This window comes from Actinomadura sp. NPDC049382, assembly GCF_040677125.1.
Lineage (GTDB): Bacteria > Actinomycetota > Actinomycetes > Streptosporangiales > Streptosporangiaceae > Spirillospora > Spirillospora geliboluensis.
This window is the reverse complement of the sequence record NZ_JBFARO010000152.1, coordinates 1-18,990: the sequence shown is the minus strand read 5'-3', so window position 1 is coordinate 18,990 and position 18,990 is coordinate 1. Positions and strand designations below refer to the sequence as shown.

The 18,990-nt window shown below is 75.2% G+C and carries 19 protein-coding genes, 1 pseudogene and 1 riboswitch; of the genes and pseudogenes, 15 read left to right on the top strand and 5 right to left on the bottom strand.

Annotated features, from left to right (window positions below):
* From AB0K34_RS41395 to AB0K34_RS41365, 7 genes are all read left to right on the top strand, one after another.
* Nucleotides 1-514: DUF881 domain-containing protein (locus tag AB0K34_RS41395; protein ID WP_364554154.1), on the top strand; the 514-nt coding region annotated here is incomplete at its 5' end.
* Between the two features lie 22 nt (nucleotides 515-536).
* Complete coding sequence (locus tag AB0K34_RS41390; RefSeq protein ID WP_301177802.1) at nucleotides 537-869, top strand: small basic family protein; 333 nt, start codon at nucleotides 537-539, stop codon at nucleotides 867-869.
* Entirely contained in the window at nucleotides 866-1,585 is a 720-nt protein-coding gene (locus tag AB0K34_RS41385) for a DUF881 domain-containing protein (protein WP_301177803.1), read from the top strand. The genes AB0K34_RS41390 and AB0K34_RS41385 overlap by 4 nt, the downstream gene beginning before the upstream one ends.
* Nucleotides 1,586-1,893: 308 nt before the next feature.
* Entirely contained in the window at nucleotides 1,894-2,430 is a 537-nt protein-coding gene (locus tag AB0K34_RS41380; RefSeq protein ID WP_089326827.1) for an FHA domain-containing protein, read from the top strand.
* Between the two features lie 11 nt (nucleotides 2,431-2,441).
* Nucleotides 2,442-3,155: a MerR family transcriptional regulator gene (locus AB0K34_RS41375; protein WP_301177804.1), complete on the top strand. Its 714-nt coding sequence runs from the start codon at nucleotides 2,442-2,444 to the stop codon at nucleotides 3,153-3,155.
* A 142-nt stretch (nucleotides 3,156-3,297) separates the two neighbouring features.
* On the top strand, nucleotides 3,298-3,768 hold the full coding sequence (locus tag AB0K34_RS41370; RefSeq protein ID WP_067468341.1) for a bifunctional nuclease family protein: 471 nt from the start codon (nucleotides 3,298-3,300) through the stop codon (nucleotides 3,766-3,768).
* Nucleotides 3,769-4,472: 704 nt separating this feature from the next.
* On the top strand, nucleotides 4,473-5,069 hold the full coding sequence (locus AB0K34_RS41365) for a MerR family transcriptional regulator (RefSeq protein ID WP_089326825.1): 597 nt from the start codon (nucleotides 4,473-4,475) through the stop codon (nucleotides 5,067-5,069).
* Nucleotides 5,070-5,072: 3 nt separating this feature from the next.
* Here AB0K34_RS41365 and AB0K34_RS41360 read toward each other — a convergent pair whose 3' ends face one another.
* Nucleotides 5,073-7,577 (bottom strand): lysylphosphatidylglycerol synthase transmembrane domain-containing protein, encoded by a 2,505-nt coding sequence (locus tag AB0K34_RS41360; RefSeq protein ID WP_301177805.1) that lies wholly within the window; start codon nucleotides 7,575-7,577, stop codon nucleotides 5,073-5,075.
* Nucleotides 7,578-7,842: 265 nt separating this feature from the next.
* Nucleotides 7,843-7,937, top strand: a riboswitch (glycine riboswitch).
* A gap of 172 nt (nucleotides 7,938-8,109) precedes the next feature.
* On the opposite strand from AB0K34_RS41360, the gene gcvP reads away from it, so the two are divergent.
* Both gcvP and AB0K34_RS41350 read left to right on the top strand, forming a co-directional pair.
* Entirely contained in the window at nucleotides 8,110-10,980 is a 2,871-nt protein-coding gene (gene gcvP, locus AB0K34_RS41355; RefSeq protein ID WP_364554151.1) for an aminomethyl-transferring glycine dehydrogenase, read from the top strand.
* 135 nt (nucleotides 10,981-11,115) lie between these two features.
* Nucleotides 11,116-12,222 carry a tetratricopeptide repeat protein gene (locus AB0K34_RS41350; protein WP_138640578.1) on the top strand — a complete coding sequence of 369 codons (1,107 nt, stop codon included), beginning with the start codon at nucleotides 11,116-11,118 and terminating at the stop codon, nucleotides 12,220-12,222.
* 22 nt (nucleotides 12,223-12,244) lie between these two features.
* Here AB0K34_RS41350 and AB0K34_RS41345 read toward each other — a convergent pair whose 3' ends face one another.
* Nucleotides 12,245-12,670, bottom strand: coding sequence for a PPOX class F420-dependent oxidoreductase (locus AB0K34_RS41345; RefSeq protein ID WP_138640577.1), 426 nt, complete (start codon nucleotides 12,668-12,670; stop codon nucleotides 12,245-12,247).
* 50 nt (nucleotides 12,671-12,720) lie between these two features.
* Between AB0K34_RS41345 and AB0K34_RS41340 the strand changes: the two genes are divergently transcribed.
* On the top strand, nucleotides 12,721-13,317 hold the full coding sequence (locus AB0K34_RS41340) for an alpha/beta family hydrolase (protein ID WP_138640576.1): 597 nt from the start codon (nucleotides 12,721-12,723) through the stop codon (nucleotides 13,315-13,317).
* Between the two features lie 150 nt (nucleotides 13,318-13,467).
* On the opposite strand, the gene AB0K34_RS41335 is transcribed toward AB0K34_RS41340, so the two are convergent.
* Nucleotides 13,468-13,671 carry a DUF5999 family protein gene (locus AB0K34_RS41335; RefSeq protein WP_138641325.1) on the bottom strand — a complete coding sequence of 68 codons (204 nt, stop codon included), beginning with the start codon at nucleotides 13,669-13,671 and terminating at the stop codon, nucleotides 13,468-13,470.
* Nucleotides 13,672-13,944: 273 nt separating this feature from the next.
* Here AB0K34_RS41335 and AB0K34_RS41330 point away from each other — a divergent pair, with 273 nt between their 5' ends.
* The 3 genes from AB0K34_RS41330 (at nucleotide 13,945) to AB0K34_RS41320 (ending at nucleotide 16,792) form a co-directional block, all read left to right on the top strand.
* A complete protein-coding gene (locus AB0K34_RS41330) occupies nucleotides 13,945-14,673 on the top strand; it encodes a (Fe-S)-binding protein (protein WP_138641324.1) in 729 nt (242 codons plus the stop codon).
* Between the two features lie 71 nt (nucleotides 14,674-14,744).
* Entirely contained in the window at nucleotides 14,745-16,154 is a 1,410-nt protein-coding gene (locus tag AB0K34_RS41325; RefSeq protein ID WP_205719658.1) for a lactate utilization protein B, read from the top strand.
* Nucleotides 16,151-16,792: an LUD domain-containing protein gene (locus AB0K34_RS41320; RefSeq protein WP_138641322.1), complete on the top strand. Its 642-nt coding sequence runs from the start codon at nucleotides 16,151-16,153 to the stop codon at nucleotides 16,790-16,792. The genes AB0K34_RS41325 and AB0K34_RS41320 overlap by 4 nt, the downstream gene beginning before the upstream one ends.
* A gap of 10 nt (nucleotides 16,793-16,802) precedes the next feature.
* Here AB0K34_RS41320 and AB0K34_RS41315 read toward each other — a convergent pair whose 3' ends face one another.
* Nucleotides 16,803-17,378, bottom strand: coding sequence for a TetR/AcrR family transcriptional regulator C-terminal domain-containing protein (locus tag AB0K34_RS41315; protein ID WP_138641321.1), 576 nt, complete (start codon nucleotides 17,376-17,378; stop codon nucleotides 16,803-16,805).
* A 116-nt stretch (nucleotides 17,379-17,494) separates the two neighbouring features.
* Between AB0K34_RS41315 and AB0K34_RS41310 the strand changes: the two genes are divergently transcribed.
* Complete coding sequence (locus AB0K34_RS41310) at nucleotides 17,495-17,911, top strand: plectin (RefSeq protein WP_138641320.1); 417 nt, start codon at nucleotides 17,495-17,497, stop codon at nucleotides 17,909-17,911.
* Between the two features lie 169 nt (nucleotides 17,912-18,080).
* Nucleotides 18,081-18,782 carry a maleylpyruvate isomerase N-terminal domain-containing protein gene (locus AB0K34_RS41305; protein ID WP_138641319.1) on the top strand — a complete coding sequence of 234 codons (702 nt, stop codon included), beginning with the start codon at nucleotides 18,081-18,083 and terminating at the stop codon, nucleotides 18,780-18,782.
* Here AB0K34_RS41305 and AB0K34_RS41300 read toward each other — a convergent pair.
* Nucleotides 18,743-18,990 (bottom strand): annotated as a pseudogene (locus tag AB0K34_RS41300) (MFS transporter); the annotation flags it as partial. The gene AB0K34_RS41305 and the pseudogene AB0K34_RS41300 sit on opposite strands and share 40 nt — an antisense overlap.

Below are 18,990 nucleotides of genomic sequence, written 5' to 3'. Positions count from 1 at the left end.
TTCTGACGAGTGGCGCCGCGTCCGGCGGCGGCTGGCCCGGGCCGGCGCCGCCGCGGCCGCGCTGCCCGCCGCCGGCGCCGGGATCGTCGTCACGCTCGCCGACGCCCCGCGCCCCGGCCCCGGCGCGCCCGGTGCGCGGCGGCCCCCCGCCGACGCCGGCCGGGTCTATGATCAGGACCTCCAGGTGCTGGTCAACGGGCTCTGGGCGGCGGGCGCCGCCGCGATCGGCGTCAACGGCCGGCGGCTCGCGCCGACCACCGCGATCCGCACGGCCGGCGAGGCGATCCTGGTCGACTACCGGCCGCTGACCGGCCCCTACGAGGTCACGGCGCTGGGCGACCCGGACCGCCTGCGGGACGCGTTCGCGGGCTCGGCCGCCGACCGGCGGCTCGCCGCGCTGCACACGCGGTTCGGGATCCGCTACGCCGTCCGCGGCACGGCCGCGGCGCGGCTGCCCGCGGCGGGCACGGTCCGGCCGCGGTACGCCGGCCCCCGCCCGGAGGACGGCCAGTGAGCGGGGAGGAGGTGGCCCGGGGATGATCGCGCTGATCGGGCTCGTCATCGGGGTGGCGCTCGGCCTCGTCCTGCAGCCGGACGTGCCGCTGTGGCTGCAGCCCTACCTGCCGATCGCGATCGTGGCCGCGCTCGACGCCATGGTCGGCGGCGTCCGGGCCCGGCTGGAGGGGATCTTCGACGAGCGAGTCTTCGTGGTCTCCTTCGTCGGCAACACGCTCATCGCCGCGCTGATCGTCCTCCTCGGCGACCAGCTCGGCGTCGGCTCGCAGCTGTCCACCGGCGTCGTGGTCGTGCTCGGCATCCGGATCTTCGCCAACGCGGCCGGCATCCGGCGGAAGCTGTTCGGCGCATGACCGGCGACCACCCGGACGAGCGCCGGGACGAGCGCCGCGAAGAGCGGGCGCCGCGGGGCCCGCGCGGCCCGCTGCGGCCCCGTGCCCGCCGCCTCGCCGCCGGGCTGCTGTGCCTCGTGCTCGGCTTCGCGGTCGTCGCGCAGGTCCGCTCGACGCGGCGGGACACCGCCTTCGCCACCGCCCGGCAGGACGACCTCGTCGAGATCCTGGCCGATCTGGGTCAGCGGTCCGACCGGCTGCGGACCGACCTCGGCGACCTGGAGGCCACCAAGGCCCGGCTGGAGCGCGACGCCGAGGGCGGGACCGCGCTGGAGGAGGCCCGCGAGCGGGCGACGTCCTACGGCATCCTCGCCGGGACGCTCCCGGCCGAGGGGCCCGGCATCGAGCTGCTGATCCAGGACCCGGCGGGCCGCGTCAGGGCGGTCAACCTGCTGGACGCGCTGCAGGAGCTGCGCGACGCCGGCGCCGAGGTCGTCCAGATCAACGACGTCCGCGTCGGCGTCGACACCTACTTCCTGGACGACCGGGGCGGCGTCCAGGTCGACGGGCGGCTCCTGACCGCCCCCTACCGGTTCCTGGCCATCGGCGACCCCCACACGATGGCCACCGCGCTCAACATCCCGGGGGGCCTCGTGCGGACGCTGCAGGGGGCCGGAGCCACCGTCCTGATCACCCCGCGCGCGAAAGTGGCCGTCGGCGCGGTACGGTCTCCCTAGAGGGAACGAACGGGGGGGACCGGGCGGCCCGCTCAAGCGTCGCGATGGCGGCGGTCCGCGCGGCGGCGTAGACCTGCGATCATCGACGAATGTAGTTTGGTGCGGCCGGTTCACCGTTCCGGTTGACCCCTCGGGTGATAGCCGCGTAAGTTGCGGCGACCGTCGCGTGAGCGGGGCGGTGAGTTGGACCGTGGTCGGGGGCGGGTCCCCGGCATGGGTTGGGTGAAGGATGCGCGTGGCGCAGGCGGCTCCCGCTGCGGCGGGGCGTCCGCGTGCGGCACGCCGATGGTAGGAGGCCGAGCCGATCGATGCCGAGCGTCTACTGCACGCAGTGCGGTCACGCCAACCCGGATGATGCCCGCTTCTGCTCGAACTGCGGCACTCCGCTGACCCGGAGTCCGGCCGCGCCGCCGCCGTACCGCGAGTCGCCCGGCGAGTCCACGTCCACGATCTCCATCGGCGGGTTCGAGGCCCTGGACACCGACACCGGTGCCGAGGAGCAGGCCGGCCCCGACCAGATGGCGATGGAGGCGCTGCCCCCGGGCACCGCGCTGCTCGTCGTCAAGCGCGGGCCGAACGCGGGCAGCCGCTTCCTGCTCGACAAGGACCGCACGTCCGCGGGGCGGCACCCCGAGAGCGACATCTTCCTGGACGACGTCACCGTGTCCCGGCGGCACGCCGAGTTCGCCCGCCAGGGCGGCACCTTCTCCGTCCGCGACGTCGGCAGCCTCAACGGCACCTACGTCAACCGGCAGCGGATCGACCAGGCCGGCCTGTCCGGCGGCGACGAGGTGCAGATCGGCAAGTTCCGGCTGGTGTTCCTGACCAACCCGGCGCACGGCTGACGGGAGAGGCGTTGAACGCGGAGCCGGCCCGGTCCCAGATGACGATCGGGGACGTGCTCGGGCTGCTGCGGCCCGAGTTCCCCGACATCACCATCTCCAAGATCAGGTTCCTGGAGTCCGAGGGCCTGGTCGAGCCGGAGCGCAGCCCCGCCGGCTACCGCAAGTTCGGCTCCGCCGACGTGGAGCGGCTCCGCTTCGTCCTGACCGCGCAGCGCGACCACTACATGCCGCTGCGCGTGATCAGGCGGCATCTGGAGGCCCGCGACCGCGGTGAGAACGTCCCGCCGCTCGGGGACCGCGACGCGGGCCGGCGTCCCCGCACCCTCGTGGCCGCCGACACCACGGCGGCCGACCCCGCCGTCCGCCTCACCCGCCGCCAGCTCCTCGACGGCGCCGGCATCGACGAGGCGCTCCTCGCCCGCCTGGAGGAGTACGGGCTCGTCCACCGCACCGGCGCGTACTACGAGGGCGAGGCCCTCGGCATCTGCCGGGTCGCCGCCGAGCTCTGCGAGTTCGGCTTCGAGGTCCGGCACCTGCGCGCCGTGAAGGCCGCCGCCGACCGCCAGGTCGGCCTGATCGAGCAGATGGTCACGCCGCAGCTGCGCCGCCGCAGCCGCGGCGCCCACGAGGAGGCCGCCGAGACCGCCCACGCGATCGCCGCGCTCTCGGTCCGGCTCCACGCCGCCCTGGTCAGCGCGGGTCTGCGCGAAAGCCTCGACCACTGATCATGGGCGCCGCGGAGGATTTTCCCGCACCCGCGGCGCGACGAGCTGTCCGGGCCTGGGTGTACGTTGGCTACATGGTTCGGTCAGGAATCGATCCGCTGCACGTGGTGATCGAGACAGCGAGAACCAGCAGGGAGCCGCAGTGAAGCAGATGGAGGTCGTCGGCGTCCGGGTCGAGATGCCCTCCAATCAGCCGATCGTCCTGTTGAAGGAGACGGAGGGCGATCGCTACCTGCCCATCTGGATCGGGGCGGTCGAGGCGACGGCGATCGCCTTCGCCCAGCAGGGGGTGCTGCCCGCGCGGCCGCTCACCCACGACCTGTTCCGCGACGTCCTGGACGCCCTCAGCGTCCAGCTCCGCACCGTCAACATCACCGCCCTGCGCGAGGGAATCTTCTTCGCCGACCTGATCTTCTCCAACGGCGTCGAGGTCAGCGCCCGCCCGTCCGACTCCATCGCCCTGGCCCTGCGCACCGGCGCCACGATCTTCGCCAGCGAGGACGTCCTCGAAGAGGCCGGCGTCGCCATCCCCGACGAGCAGGAGGACGAGGTCGAGAAGTTCCGCGAGTTCCTCGACACGATCTCCCCCGAAGACTTCGGCCGGGCCGGCTAGCTCGACCCAGTCTGGCAAGCCGCGGTCGCAAGCGAAGCTTGCTCCCCACGCCCCTCGTCGTTGCGTCCACCCAGGGGCGCCCCTGGAACCCCCGCTACGGGCTCCGCCCATGACTAGGGCGGGGTGTGGCGGGGGTAGGTCTCGTTCGTCAGGCTCCGTCGTTGTGTCCGGCGCCGGGGAGCGCCCCCTGAGGCCTTTCTGTGGGGTGCTGGGTGGGCTCGCTTCTGAGAGTGGTGTCGTGTGGTGTTGGTCACGTGGGTGCTGCGAGTGTTGCTTGTGGGGGATGGGCGTTGGGCGGGTTGGTGAGGGGAATGTGGTCGGACGGGGAGGTGGTGGGTTTGTGGTGGTCAGGGAGGTTTTCTGAGAGGCGACTCGATTACTGTGCGTGACTGTTTGGCGGTTCGTGGGGTGGGGTGGACGGGGGCTTGGTGCGGGGTGGGTAGGTGTGGTGAAGGGCAGTGATAAATGCCGCATCGTCCTGGACCTGGCGGTTTTTGGGGGCCGTGCTTCGGGGTAGGAGTCGGTGGGTGGCGGAGGTGCGCAGTTTGCCCACGTGAAGCCGGTTCATCCGGGCATGCGACGCGCCGACGATGAACGTTGACCACACCCTGACCGGCACCTACCGTGCTGGTGGAACACCCGTGGTGTAATTCGTCAAACCCCCTTGACGAACCGCCACGGGATGATAGAAGCCGGAGGTCCGCGTGGCGGTGAGCAGCGGCGAGGGCAAGGCGACCCCCGACAGGCACGTGGCGTCCCGCCGTGCCGGAGAGCAGGGGCTGCTCTTCGACACGCAGGTGTCCGCGCCGCCGGAGGATGTCGGCTACCGGGGCCCGACGGCGTGCGCCGCGGCGGGGATCACCTACCGGCAGCTCGACTACTGGGCGCGCACGAAACTCGTGGAACCGAGCGTGCGCGCGGCGCAGGGATCGGGCAGCCAGCGGCTGTACAGCTTCCGCGACATCCTCGTGCTGAAGGTCGTGAAGCGGCTGCTGGACACGGGCGTGTCGCTGCAGCAGATCCGGACGGCCGTGACCCACCTGCGGGACCGCGGCGTCCAGGACCTCGCGCAGATCACGTTGATGAGCGACGGCGTCAGCGTCTACGAGTGCACGTCCGCTGACGAGGTCGTCGACCTGCTGCAGGGCGGGCAGGGCGTGTTCGGCATAGCGCTGGGCCGGGTGTGGCAGGAGGTGGAGGGGAGCCTCGCGCAGCTCCCCGGCGAACGCGCCGCCGCGGACCCTATCGAGCACCCCCACGATGAGCTCGCCAACCGGCGCCGCGCGCGCCGGACCGGCTGACGCTCAGAGCGCCTCCTTGCGCTGGAGGAAGGCGAACGCCCCCCAGCCCGGCAGCACGGGCAGCCACAGCGTGAAGAGCCGGTAGAGCAGCACCGCGGACGTCGCGGTCTCCGCGGACAGCCCGGAGATCGTCAGCGCCAGGGTGAGGGCGCCCTCGACGGCCCCCAGACCGCCCGGCGTCGGCGCCGCGGACCCGACCGCGTTCGCGGTGAGGAACACCAGCACCACCGTCGTCCAGGGCAGCGACCCGCCGAACGAGCGGATCGACGCGTCCAGGCACAGGACGAACGCCAGCGTCAGCAGCAGGCTGCCGCCGATCCCGGTGAACAGCTTCGTCGGGGACTGCAGGACGTCCACCAGGCGGGGCACCACGCCGGAGAACATGCTCCGCAGCCGCGAGGTCACCACCCGGCGGACGCGGGGGACCGTCAGCGCCAGCCCGGCGACCAGGCCCAGCGCCAGCACCGCGATCACGATGGTGCGGGACGGCGCCAGGTCCTGCGTGGCCTTCGCCGTCGAGCCGGTGATGAACCCGAACAGCACCAGCAGCAGGATGTGCGTGACCAGCCCGACGAGCTGCGACGCGCCGACGCTCGCGACGGCCAGGGCCGGCCGCACCCCCGAGCGCTGCAGGTAGCGGGTGTTGACCGCGACGCCGCCGACGGCCGCCGGCGCGACCAGCTTCACGAACGACGCGGCGAGCTGCACCAGCACCGTCCGGCCCAAGGGCAGCCGCTCTGGGACGAACCCCATCAGCATGAGCGCCGCCCCGACGTAGGTCAGCGCCGCCGCGCCGAGGGCCGCGGCGACCCAGTGCCAGCTCGCCGTGGCCGCCAGGTACCCGACGTCCAGGCTGGTCACCTGCGGGATGACGATGTAGGCGGCGATCGACAGCGCCACCACGCTGAAGATCGTCCTCGGCCGGAAGCGCTCCAGCCGGGCCGGGGCCGCCTCGGTCTCCGGCTTCAGCCGGACGATCTGCTCCCGGATGCGGGTGAGCAGCTCCCGGTCGCGCCGCAGCGCGGCGCGCGTCGCGCGGGACAGGGCCACCCGCTGCAGCAGCGGCACCGCCCCGCCGAGGGCCTCCTCGCCGAGCACGGACGCGGCGGTCCGCACGGCCCGCTCGGGGCCGGCCCGCAGCGCGAGGGTCGTGAGGAGCTGCGCCAGGTCGAGGCGCAGCACCAGGTCGCCCGCGGCGGTCTCCCCGGCCCGCAGGTCGGTGACGTAGGCGAGGCCGTCCTCGCCGATCAGCAGCGCCCGGTCCTCCAGCCGCCGGTGCGCGAGCCGGCCGCCCTGCAGCGCCCGGAACTGCCGCCAGACGTCGGTCAGCAGCTCGTCGGTGACCTCGCCGTCCGGCACGTCGCCGAGCCGCCGGCCCGGCACGTGCTCGTAGGCCAGCAGCGCCGCCTCCGTGCCGACCTCGCAGGTGCCGGCCAGCCGCGGGGTCCGCACGCCCGCCGCGTCGACCGCGTACGCCATCAGCGACTCCTGCTCCAGGGACCGGCGCAGCGACCGCAGCGTGCGCCCGCTGGTCGCGGCGCGCAGCCGCAGCAGCCGCCAGATCCGGTACAGCAGCCCGGCGGTCTGCTGGTCCCGGTCCAGGACGCGGACCTCCAGGTCCCAGTCGCCGTGCGCGCCGCGCCCCGCGGGCACCCGGGCGCCGTACCCGCCGGCGGCGGACGGGCCGAGGACGACGCCGTAGCGGCGGCCGTCCTCGGTGTCGTCGGCGGGCTCGTCCAGCCGCGCGCCCCGCTCCGGCCGCATCCCGAGCCGCTCCAGCGCCGCGACCACCGCCGTCCCGGACGGCCGCGGGTTCGGCGTGCCGACGGCGTACAGGGTGCCGTGGCCGATGGCGCGGCCGAGGAAGTAGGTGGCCGCGAGGGCGGCGACGGACGCGTACGACGCGGTGAGCCCGGTCAGCGCCGCCAGCCCGATCATGATCCAGGTCGCCGCCTGCCAGCGGGTGCGCCCCGCCATCCCGACGGCGGTGGCGAACGCGATCACGGGGGCGATGTCGGTGTGCACGGGCGCGGTCTCGGTGCCGCCCCAGATCAGCGAGTCCAGCACGCCGCCGGGGGCGGCCCGCACCACCAGGTCGTCCAGCCCCACGGTGATACCGAAGGCGATCACGGCGGCCAGCAGCGCGATCGCGACGCGCGTCCCGTCCTTGTGGAACAGCCGCTCCACCGCGAACGCGACCGGCACCGCCAGCACCCCGAAGCTGGACACCAGCGTCGCGAGCGTCAGCAGCAGCCGGGGCGCGTGCGCGGTGCCCTCGGCGATGTCGGTCTGCAGGCCGTGCGTGGTCTGCTGCGCGATCGACACCAGCAGCATCACCGCCGCGAGCCCGGCCAGCGACGCCGCGAACCTGATCGCGTCGGTGGGCCGGCGGATCCGGTCCGGCAGGGCGGGCTCGTCGACCGGCGCCCCGGCGGGCGCGCCGCGCGCCGCGCGCACCGCGCCGTCGTGGGTCTGCGTCACGCCGCTACCGCCCGGGCCGTCCGTCATCGTGATCAGCGTCCCAGAACCGGCGGCGCGCCGTCGAGCGCCGGGACGCCTCCCGGCCGGTCGCGCGTGCACCCCGCAGCCCCATCTCCGCCCCCGTGGCCCGAGGTCCGTCTTGTCCCAGGTGAATCAGCACATCGTACCGGCCGGTACCGGTCCGGCACCGGGGGACGCCCTCCGTGTCCGCGGCGGGGGGACCCCGTCCCGCCGGGGCCCGCGGCGGCGGCCGGGACCGGTCTTTGGGTAGGGTTCGTTCAGGACATGCCGTCGACCCTGGGCGGGAGAGCCCCCGCGCCGCCAGCGCGGGGCGCCGAAGGGGCAACCTCCCCGGAACCTCTCAGGCAAAAGGACCGCTCGGGCGAGGCACCTCTGGAAAGCAGGCGTCGTTCCCCGCGCGCGGGGAACGCGGCTCACCGAAGGGGAAACCCCGCCGCGCGGGTGAAGCTCTCAGGTGCCGATGACAGAGGGGGAGACCGGCCGCCGGCCCGCGCGCCGGCGGTGGCCCTGAGCGACCGCAGCAGCCAGGAGGCTCTCCATGACCGCGCAGTTCTTCGCCCCCGTGGCTTCGCCGCAGCACGCCCGCGCCGCGTTCGCCGACCGGCACATCGGCCCCGGCCCGGCCGACCGCGACCGGATGCTCGCCGCGATCGGCTACTCCGGCGCCGAGGCGCTGATCGACGCCGCGGTCCCCGCCGCGATCCGCACCGCCCGCCCGCTGGACCTGCCGCCCGCGCTGAGCGAGCCCGCCGCGCTGGCCCGGCTCCGCGAGCTGGCGTCCCGCAACACCGTGCTGACCTCCATGATCGGGCTCGGCTACCACGGGACGACGGTCCCGGGCGTGATCCTGCGCAACGTCCTGGAGAACCCGGGCTGGTACACCGCCTACACGCCGTACCAGCCGGAGATCTCCCAGGGGCGGCTGGAGGCGCTGCTGAACTTCCAGACGGTGGTCGCCGACCTGACCGGCCTGCCCGTCGCCAACGCCTCCATGCTGGACGAGGGCACCGCCGCCGCCGAGGCGATGGCGCTCGCGCACCGCGCGTCCAGGCGCAAGGACCCGGGGACGTTCCTCGTGGACGCCGACGCGCTGCCGCAGACGATCGAGGTCGTCCGGACGCGCGCCGTCCCGCTCGGCATCGAGGTGGTGACCGCCGACCTGTCCGAGGGCCTCCCGGACGGCGACTTCTTCGGCGTGCTGCTGCAGTACCCGGGCGCGTCCGGCGCCGTCCGCGACCTGGAGCCGGTGATCGCGCAGGCGCACGAGCGCGGCGCCAAGGCCGTCGTGGCCGCCGACCTGCTCGCGCTGACGCTGCTGCGCCCGCCGGGGGAGTCGGGCGCCGACATCGCGGTCGGGTCGGCGCAGCGGTTCGGCGTCCCCTACGGGTTCGGCGGGCCGCACGCCGGCTACATGGCGGTCGGCGAGGGCCTCCAGCGGCAGCTGCCCGGACGCCTCGTCGGCGTGTCCGTCGACGCGGACGGCGCCCTCGCCTACCGGCTGGCGCTGCAGACGCGCGAGCAGCACATCCGCCGGGAGAAGGCCACCAGCAACATCTGCACCGCGCAGGTCCTCCTGGCCGTGATGGCGAGCATGTACGCGGTGTACCACGGCCCCGAGGGGCTCGCCGCGATCGCGCAGCGCGCCCACCGCCGGGCCGCCGAGATCGCCGCGGGGCTGCGGGCCGCCGGCGTCGAGGTCGTGCACGGCGCCTTCTTCGACACCGTCCTCGCCCGCGTGCCGGGCCGGGCCGCCGAGGTCGTCGCCGCCGCCCGCGAGCGCGGCGTCAACCTGCGCCCGGACGGCCCCGACCGCGTCGGGATCGCCTGCGACGAGACGACGCTGCCCGAGCACGTCACGGCCGTGCTGGAGGCGTTCGGCGCCGCGCCCGCCGGCGACGCCGCCGAGGCGATCCCGGACGCGCTGCGCCGGGAGAGCCCCTACCTGACGCACCCGGTGTTCCACGCGCACCGCTCCGAGACCGCGATGCTGCGCTACCTGCGCCGCCTCCAGGACAAGGACATCGCGCTCGACCGCTCGATGATCCCGCTCGGCTCCTGCACGATGAAGCTGAACGCGACCGCCGAGATGGAGCCGATCACCTGGCCGGAGTTCGCCGACATCCACCCGTTCGCGCCGGTCGACCAGGCCGCCGGCCACCTGGAGCTGATCGGCGAGCTGGAGGACGCGCTCGCCGAGATCACCGGGTACGCGAAGGTGTCGGTGCAGCCGAACGCCGGCTCCCAGGGCGAGCTGGCGGGCCTGCTGGCGATCCGCGGCTACCACGCGTCCCGCGGCGAGGAGCACCGCGACGTCTGCCTGATCCCGTCGTCCGCGCACGGCACCAACGCCGCCAGCGCGGTCATGGCCGGGATGCGCGTCGTCGTCGTCAAGTGCGACGAGGGCGGCAACATCGCGCTGGACGACCTGCACGCCAAGATCGAGCGGCACGGCGGGCGGCTCGCCGCGATCATGGTGACGTACCCGTCCACGCACGGCGTCTTCGAGGAGACGATCACCGACGTGTGCGCGGCCGTGCACGCGGCGGGCGGCCAGGTCTACGTCGACGGCGCCAACCTCAACGCCCTCGTCGGCCTCGCCCGCCCCGGCGAGTTCGGCTCGGACGTCTCCCACCTGAACCTGCACAAGACGTTCTGCATCCCGCACGGCGGCGGCGGCCCGGGCGTCGGCCCGGTCGGCGTCCGCGCGCACCTCGCCCCGTTCCTGCCGAACCACCCGCTGCGCCCCGAGGCCGGCCCGGACACCGGCGTCGGCCCGATCTCCGCCGCCCCGTGGGGCTCGGCGGGCATCCTGCCGATCTCCTGGGCCTACATCGCGATGATGGGCCCGGACGGGCTGCGCGCCGCGACCGAGGGCGCGATCATCAGCGCGAACTACCTCGCCGCGCGGCTCGCCCCGCACTACCCGATCCTCTACACGGGCCGCAACGGGCTCGTCGCGCACGAGTGCATCGCCGACCTCCGCAAGATCACCAAGGAGACGGGGATCACCGCCGAGGACGTCGCCAAGCGGCTCATCGACTACGGCTTCCACGCCCCGACCCTGTCGTTCCCCGTCGCCGGCACCCTGATGATCGAGCCGACCGAGTCCGAGGACCTCGCCGAGCTCGACCGGTTCTGCGACGCGATGATCGAGATCCGCCGGGAGATCCAGCGGGTCGCCGACGGCGGCTACGACCGCGAGGACAACCCGCTGAAGAACGCCCCGCACACCGCCGCCTCCCTGGTCTCCGACGACTGGAAGCACGCCTACACCCGCGAGGAGGCCGCCTACCCCGTCCCGTCGGTGCGGGAGGGCAAGTACTGGCCGCCCGTCCGCCGCATCGACCAGGCCTACGGCGACCGCAACCTCGTCTGCTCCTGCCCGCCCCCCGAGGCGTTCGAGGACTGAGGGGCCGGGGCCCGGGCCCCCGCCGGGACGGATATGTGATCTTGGTGGGGGTTTCGGGGTGTCGTCGCGGGACGCGGGGGCGCCGGGTCGCTAGTCTCTGTGCGGACTTCCACGAACCCCAGAGGGCAGGGGCCGATGAGCGAGTTGCCGGACGAGACGGCCGACCCGGCGCGGATGTGCGACGAGGCCCGCGGCCTCGCCGAGGGCGGTGCCGCCGGGCAGGCGGCGCTGCTGTTCGAGAAGGTGCTCGCCATGGGCGAGACGCCGGTGCGGGCGCGGGCCGCGCTCGGCCTCGCCGTCGTCCTCGACGACGCCGGCGAGGTGGAGCGGGCCCGGGAGGCCGACGGCGTCGCGATCGCCACCGGCGACCCCGAGTACGGGCCGCGCGCCGCCTACCACCTGGCGCTCACCCACGAGCGGGCCGGCGAGCCGGAACGGGCCGCGCCCGCCTGGCGCGCCGTGGTCGGCTTCGGCAACCCCGCCTACCTGCCGCCCGCGCACCTGGCGCTGGCCCGGATCGCCGACGACGGCGGCGACTTCGACGCCGCGCGCGAGCACTGGGAGGCCGCGGTCGCGACCGGCGACGCCGAGTACGGGCCGCTCGCCGCGCACGACCTCGCGCAGCGGCTGCTCGAGCGCGGCGACCCGGCGCGGGCGCAGAAGACGCTGGCCGCCGGGCTGCGGCTGATCGACCGCGACGCCGCCCCGTACGCCTACGCGCGGCTCGCCGTCGCGCTCGGCATCTCCTACCTCGACCAGGCGATCGGCGCGTTCGGCGCGGCGCTGGCGGCGGAGCCCGCCGACCCGGAGACCGGGCCGCTGGCCACCGAGCTGCTGGCGCGGACGCTGCCGCTGCGCGGGCGCGGCGGCGAGGCCGGGGAGGTGTGGCGGCGCGGGCTCGCCGAACCGGGCACCGCGCCGCAGGTGCGGGCCAGGCTGCGCCGCGACTTCGGCGAGGACGACGGCGACGCCGACCTGTGGTGGGAGCCGGTCGTCGAGCAGGCCGTGTCGGAGGGCACGCTCCCGGCGCTCGCCGGGGAGGCGTTCGGCGCCCTCGACCACATGTACGCGCTGCTGGCCGTCCGGTACGCCGAGCGGCGGGGCGACGAGGCGCACGCGGTGCTCGGCGGGGCGGTCCGCGTCCCCGACGGCTACCCGTGGGGCCCGCTGCTGCACGAGAGCTTCGCCGAGCGGCTGCGCCTGGCGACGGGCGCGCCCGTCCCGGAGTGGCCGGACGGCTAGCCCGGGGGAGCGGGCCGGGCGGCTAGTCCGCGATGGCGCGCTCCGCGACCACCTTGGTGATGCGGGCGCGGACGAGGTACTCGGTGGGGACGGCGTTGCGCGCCCCGAACTCGGCGCCGCGCTCCGCGCCCATGTAGCGGCCGCCGATGAGCGTGGCCCAGTGCCGCATCTCGTCCAGGTCCTCGATCAGGGCGGCCTCCGCCTGGAGCTGCACGTACGAGAACGGCGGGGTCTGGTCGTCCACGCAGACCGACAGGCGCGGGTCGCGGGCCAGGGCGCGGCCCTTGACGCTGTGCCGGCTCGTGTTGAACAGAAGGTCGTCCCCGTCGAGGACGAACCAGATCGGTGTGACGTGCGGCGTCCCGTCCTTGCGGATGACGCCGGCCTTGCCGGTGCGGGTGCCCTCGCTCACGAACGCGCGCCACTCGCCGTCTGTCATCTTCTCCATGCGCCCAGTCTGCCGCAGAGATCATCTGGCGCGGCCGTTACGGTGGTCGCATGGAGGTCACGACGGCGCACGGGCCCGCCGAGGTGGTGGTGGACGAGGTGCGGGACGCCGCGTTCCTGCTGGTCCTGACGCACGGGTCCAACGGGAGCGTCGACGCCCCCGACCTGCTCGCCGTCCGCGAGGCCGCGCTCGGGCTCGGCGGCGCCGTCGCGCGGGTGACGCAGCCGTTCCGGTTCGCGGGCCGCCGGGCGCCCGGCGCGCCGGTCAGGCAGGACGAGGCGTGGCTGGAGATCGTCGGGCCGCTGCGGGAGCGGTTCGCGGGCGTCCCGCTCGTGCAGGGCGGCCGCAGCAACGGTGCGCGGGTGGCGTGCCGGACGGCGGCGGCGGCCGGCGCGGCCGGGGTGGTGGCGCTGGCGTTCCCGCTCCACCCGCCCGGCAAGCCGGAGAAGACGCGGGTGGGGGAGTTGCGCGGGGCCGGTGTGGAGGTCCTCGTCGTCAACGGCGACCGCGACCCGTTCGGCGTGCCGGACGCGGCCGACGCGGCGCACGTCGTGGTCCTGGCGGGGGAGCGGCACGACCTGAACAAGGATCCCGCTGCGGTCGGCCGGGCGGTCGAGCCGTGGCTGCGCAAGTGGGCGTCGCGCTGACCGGTGCCGGACACGCGAACGGCCCGTCCGGTGCGGACGGGCCGGGAGTGACGGCTCGATCCGGGCCCGGTGCGGGCCCGGAGGGCGAGGGCGGGTGGGCGTTGCCCCGAGGATGATCACCCGCTTGGACTAGTCCCCCGTGGAGACCGGTCAAGCGGCCGACGGCGCCTGCAGGTCGGTCGGCCGGTGCGGTGCGATGACTCCCCCGTCGGGCAGCAGCTCACCGGTGTCCTCGAAGAGCACGACGCCGTTGCACAGCAGGCTCCACCCCTGCTCGGGGTGCGCGGCCAGCGTGCGGGCTGCGTCGCGGTCGGGTGCGTTGTGCGAGGGACAGGGCGGCTGGTGCGGGCACATGGCGTGCCTCCGGTCTCAACTACTGGTCGGTGGTGGTGCTTTCCTTTATGACGCACCCCAGTGTGGAGTGGTTCGCCCGGACCGGCTATAGCCCGTTGGGACGGTTGTCCTTTGGTACCGGAGTACCGGTCGGGTGTGATCACCCTCACTCCGAGGTGTCAGGCATAGGGTCTCTCCCGCGCGATAACGGACGAAGAACGACACGCCGCCGGGAGCGAAACCCCTACGATGTCGGCGGGGAACGCCCTGAGGGCGTTGGGGGGAGTGAGGCCGATGCGGGTCGCGTTGTCCGTCGCGTGCTTCGACGACGCGCTTTTCCCTGATACGGGGAGGGCCGTGACCGTCCTTTTGGAACGCCTGGGGCATGAGGTGGTATTCCCGACCGGGCAGACCTGCTGCGGGCAGGTCCACTGGGCGGCCGGCTACCACCGGGAGGCCGCCGGCCTCGCCCGCGCGTACGCGGCCGCGTTCGAGGGCGGGGACGTCGTGGTGGCGCCGTCGGCGTCCTGCGCGGCCGCCGTCCGGGCCGACTACCCGCGGATCGCGCGGGCGGCCCGCGACCCGGGGCTCGCCCGCGCCGCCGAGGGCCTGGCCGTCTACGAGCTGAGCGAGTTCCTCGTCGACGTCCTCGGCGTCACCGATGTCGGCGCCTACTTCCCGCACCGGGTCACCTACCACCCGTCGTGCCGGTCGCTGCGGTCGCTGGAGGTCGGCGACCGGCCGCTGCGGCTGCTGCGCGCGGTGAAGGGCCTGGACCTGGTCGAGTTACCGGCCGCGGAGGAGTGCTGCGGGTTCGGCGGCGCGTTCGCGATGAAGAACGCGGACGTGTCGGTCGCGATGGTCGCCGACAAGATCCGGCACGTCCGCGGCACGGGCGCGGACGTGGTGTGCGCGGTCGACGACTCCTGCCTCGCCCACATCGGCGGGGCGCTGTCGCGGCTGCGCGCCGGGGTGCGGACCATGCACCTGGCCGAGATCCTCGCCGCGACGGGGCCCTCATGACCGGCGGCGCGACCGGCGGCGTGACCGGCGGAGCGACCGGCGCCGCGCCGGGCGGGCCGGTCCCGCTCCCGATGCCGAAGTTCGCCGCCGCCGCGCGTCCCGCGCTGGCCGACACCGGCCTGCGCCGGAGCCTGCGCGGCGCGACCGCGCGGCTGCGGGGGCGGGCGGCCGCGGCGGCCGCGGAGCCCGCCGACTGGGAGGACCTGCGCGAGGCCGGCCGCGCCATCGGCGAGGAGGCGCTGCTCAACCTCGACGCCCACCTGGAGGACCTGGAGCGCGCCGTCACCGAGGCGGGCGGCACCGTGCACTGGGCGGCGGACGCGGCCGAGGCGCGCCGCGTCGTCACCGGCCTGGTCCGGGCGTCGGGGGCGGGGGAGGTGCTGAAGGCGGCGTCGCTGACGCTCCGGGAGATCGGCCTGGACCGCGCGCTGGCCCGCGCGGGCGTGGCCGTCCAGGAGACCGCGCTCGGCGACCTGGCCGTCCGGCTCGGCGAGGACGAGCCGTCCCATCCGCTGTCTCCGGCCGCGCACCGCGACCGCGCCCAGGTCGCCGAGCTGTTCCGGCGCGGGATGCCCGCCGCCGGCGCCGACCTGCCCGACGACCCCGAGGCCCTCGCCGGCGCGGCCCGCGCCCACCTGCGCGACCGGTTCCTGCGCGCCCGCGTCGCGGTGACCGGGGCGAACTTCCTGGTGGCCGAGACGGGCACGGCCGTGGTGGTCGAGTCCGAGGGCAACGCGCGGATGTGCCTGACGCTCCCGGAGACGCTGATCTGCGTCGCGGGCATCGACAAGGTCGTCCCGACGTGGGATGACATGGAGGTGTTCCTCCAGCTGCTGCCGCGGTCGTCGACCGGCGATCGGATGACGCCCTACGTGTCGTCGTGGACGGGGGTGACGCCGGGCGACGGGCCGCGCGCGTTCCACCTCGTCCTGCTCGACAACGGCCGCACGCGGGCCCTGGCCGACGAGGTCGGGCGGGCCGCGCTGCGCTGCGTCGGCTGCTCGGCGTGCCTGAACGTCTGCCCCGTCTACGAGCGGACGGGCGGCCGCCCGTACGGGCCGGTCCACCAGGGCCCGATCGGCGCGATCCTCACCCCGCAGCTGCGCGGCGTGGAGAGCGCGGCCATGGCGTCCCTGCCGTACGCGTCCACGCTGTGCGGGGCCTGCGCGGACGTCTGCCCGGTGAAGATCGACATCCCGGACGTGCTGGTCCACCTGCGCGGCCTGGTCGTCGACTCGCGCCGCCGGCGGCCCGTCCCGCCGCCGGAGATGGTGCTGATGCGGGGCCTGGCGTGGACGATGGGCGACCCGCGCCGGCACGAGGCCGTGCTGCGGCGCGGCACCCGGTGGGCGCGGCTGCTGTCGCGCGGCGGGCGGATCCGCCGCCTGCCGGGGCTGCTCGGCGCGTGGACGGAGGCCCGCGACCTGCCGGCGCCGCCGGCGGAGAGCTTCCGCGCCTGGTGGGACAGGACCCGGGCATGACCGCGCGGGAGGAGATGCTGCGCCGGGTGCGCGAGGCGCTCGGCGGGTCGCGGGGCGCGCATCCGCCGGTGCCGCGCGGCTACGCGCGCCGGCTGACCGGGCCGCAGGCCGCGACGCGGGCGGACGTCGTGGCGCTGTTCACCGAGCGGGTCGCCGACAACCGGGCCGCGGTGCGGCACGTCGGCGCCGACGAGCTCGGCACCGCGGTGGCCGCCGCGCTGTGGGGGCGGGAGGCCAAGCGGATCGCCGTCCCGGCGGACCTGCCGTTCGGGTGGCTCGCGGAGCTGGACGGGGTGCGGGCGCTGGCCGACACCCCGGCGCTGGACCTGGACGCCCTCGCCGCCGTCGACGGCGTGGTGACCGGCTGCGCGGCGGCGGTGGCGCAGACGGGCACGGTGGTGCTGGACGGCGGCCGCGCGCAGGGCAGGCGGGCGCTCACCCTGGTGCCGGGCTACCACCTGTGCGTCGTCCACGCCGACCAGATCGTCGGAACGGTCCCGGAGGCGGTCACGCGGCTGGATCCGGCGCGGCCGCTCACCTGGATCAGCGGCCCGTCCGCCACCCACGGCGTCGAGGGGGTCCGGGCGGAGGGCGTGCACGGCCCGCTGCACCTGGAGGTCCTCGTCGTCGAGGACTGACCGGACCCGCTCAGCGCACCCCGGCGATGATGAGGTCGAGGCCGGCGGTGAAGCGGGCGTCCCAGTCGACGACGCGGTCGGCGCCGTCCTCGTTGGTGCCGCGCACCTCCAGGGCGGTGTGGCCGATCACGTAGCCGAGCAGCGTGTGCGCGGCGACGGCGGCGGTGTCCTCGGCGACGCCGCCGCTCCGCATGACCTCGCGCAGGGACGCGACCGTGGCGGTGAGCGCGGCGGGGTTGCGGCGGGTGACGACGAGGGGGAGGACCCCGGCGTGGGCGATCAGCCTGTCCCGGTAGCCGGCGGCCCACTGGCGCAGGGCGTCCTGCCAGCGGCCGGCGGAGGCGCCGCCGGAGGTGTCGGCGGGGGCGGCGGCGACGTGCGCGACGAGGCCGTCGAGGAGCTGCTCCTTGCCGCGGGGGAGGTGGTGGTAGATCGCCATCGCCTCGACCTCCAGCGCGTCGCCGAGGCGGCGCATCGTGAGGCGGCCGAGTCCCTGGCCGTCCACGATCCGCAGGGCGGCCTCGATGATCCGCTCGGTGGACAGGGGGGCGCGGTGCTGGGCGTTGATGCTGGGCTGCCGGACCATGAGCAGTTACCTTACTATGTAAAGGCGCGCGGCCGGGTGTCCGCCGCGCCGACACGCCGGAACCCCCGAGTACGCTTACCTGGATCGGACAGTCGGATCGTCGAGGGAGTACCACCATGCCGCTGGGCCGCCGGGTGAGCAAGGACGTCGCGGAGCCGTACGAGGCCGACCAGCGGCTGGCCGCCGAGTACGAGGACAGGCTCGCGGCGGCCGGCGACGCGGAGCGGGAGCTGCGGGACGCGCAGGCCGCGGGCGCGGCCGGGCCGGAGCTGCGCGCGCTCACGGTCGCGTTCGACAGGGCGATGACCGCGGTGCTCGCCGCCGCGGAGGCGTCCGAGCGGGTCGCGATGGGCCCGAAGGTGTACGCGGGCGCCGGGCAGGACGCCAAGACGCGCCGCGCCGCCGAGATCGCCTACCGCAAGGCCAAGGCGCGCCCGGCGGTGCGCCCGTGGACCGACGAGGTCGACCGGCTGCGCACCGCCCGCGAGGCGCACCGGCTGAGCTTCAAGACGGTGCCCGCCGCGCTCGGCTGAGGTCCCGGACCACGTGTGACGACACAGCGTCACCGGGTGGCACCCGCCACCGAACTTTGAGAGTCTGCCCTCTCGGGGAACGCCGGGGCGCCCCCCGCCGCCATAGCGTGCGCGCGGACGCGTCCCGGCGGAGAGGGCACACGGTGCTCTGGACGTTGGGGGATGTCACGTGGAGCGCACGCCGCCGGACCGGTGCCGCGTACTCGAGTCCTACCAGGACGGCGTCACGGCGATCCGCGCGCTGGCGGAGCGCGCCGGCGACTGGGACGTGCCGACGCCCTGCGCCGACTGGCGGCTGATCGACCTGGCGGGGCATCTGCGCTGCGTCGCGGAGAACTTCCTGGAGTACCTGCAGGACGCGCCCGACAGCCGGCTGGCGACGCTGTTCGCGCAGGAGGCGGCGACGGCGGTGCTGATCCGGCAGCAGGCGCGGCAGAACGCGGCCGAGCTGGCGGTGCTGCCGCCGGAGCCGGGCCCCGACCGGATCATCTCGTTCGGGGTGTCGGCCGGCGCGTACGCCGACCTGATGCCGGACATGTGGGACCGCACCCATCTGATCTACCGGGGCACCAAGTACACCGTCGGCGACCACGCGGGCGCGGCGTGCGTCGAGTGGCACCTGCACGCCTGGGACATGGCCCGCGCGATCGGCGCGGACTACCGGCCGCGCGACCCGGACCTGCTGGTGTCGGCGTGGCACTGGGGCGTCCCGCACCTGCCGCTGGAGCCGGGCGACGCGTGGGAGGCGGTGCTGCGCTCCTCGGGCCGGTCGCCGCGCTGGCCGGAGCCCGACGACCGGCCCGGACGGCCGCGGCCCCGGCGGGCGGCCCGTCAGACGCCGTCCGGCCGCCCCGGCCGGGCCCGCAGGTAGACCAGCCACGTGAGCGCGCAGCACACGGCGTAGAAGGCGATGAACGACAGGTAGGCGCCGTCGCCGGTGCCGTAGGTCAGGAACGACTGCCGGAAGGCGATGTTGACCAGCACGCCGCCGAACGCGCCGACGGCGCCCGCGATCCCGATCAGCGCGCCGGACAGCCGGCGCGCCTCCTGCTCGGCCGCCGCCGCGCTCGCCGCGCCGG

Coding starts and splice junctions, on each gene's coding strand:
- AB0K34_RS41390 (WP_301177802.1), top strand. CDS start 537: ATGATCGCGCTGATCGGGCTCGTCATCGGGGTGGCGCTCGGCCTCGTC.
- AB0K34_RS41385 (WP_301177803.1), top strand. CDS start 866: ATGACCGGCGACCACCCGGACGAGCGCCGGGACGAGCGCCGCGAAGAG.
- AB0K34_RS41380 (WP_089326827.1), top strand. CDS start 1,894: ATGCCGAGCGTCTACTGCACGCAGTGCGGTCACGCCAACCCGGATGAT.
- AB0K34_RS41360 (WP_301177805.1), bottom strand. CDS start 7,577: ATGACGGACGGCCCGGGCGGTAGCGGCGTGACGCAGACCCACGACGGC.
- gcvP (WP_364554151.1), top strand. CDS start 8,110: ATGACCGCGCAGTTCTTCGCCCCCGTGGCTTCGCCGCAGCACGCCCGC.
- AB0K34_RS41350 (WP_138640578.1), top strand. CDS start 11,116: ATGAGCGAGTTGCCGGACGAGACGGCCGACCCGGCGCGGATGTGCGAC.
- AB0K34_RS41345 (WP_138640577.1), bottom strand. CDS start 12,670: ATGGAGAAGATGACAGACGGCGAGTGGCGCGCGTTCGTGAGCGAGGGC.
- AB0K34_RS41340 (WP_138640576.1), top strand. CDS start 12,721: ATGGAGGTCACGACGGCGCACGGGCCCGCCGAGGTGGTGGTGGACGAG.
- AB0K34_RS41335 (WP_138641325.1), bottom strand. CDS start 13,671: ATGTGCCCGCACCAGCCGCCCTGTCCCTCGCACAACGCACCCGACCGC.
- AB0K34_RS41330 (WP_138641324.1), top strand. CDS start 13,945: ATGCGGGTCGCGTTGTCCGTCGCGTGCTTCGACGACGCGCTTTTCCCT.
- AB0K34_RS41325 (WP_205719658.1), top strand. CDS start 14,745: ATGCCGAAGTTCGCCGCCGCCGCGCGTCCCGCGCTGGCCGACACCGGC.
- AB0K34_RS41320 (WP_138641322.1), top strand. CDS start 16,151: ATGACCGCGCGGGAGGAGATGCTGCGCCGGGTGCGCGAGGCGCTCGGC.
- AB0K34_RS41315 (WP_138641321.1), bottom strand. CDS start 17,378: ATGGTCCGGCAGCCCAGCATCAACGCCCAGCACCGCGCCCCCCTGTCC.
- AB0K34_RS41310 (WP_138641320.1), top strand. CDS start 17,495: ATGCCGCTGGGCCGCCGGGTGAGCAAGGACGTCGCGGAGCCGTACGAG.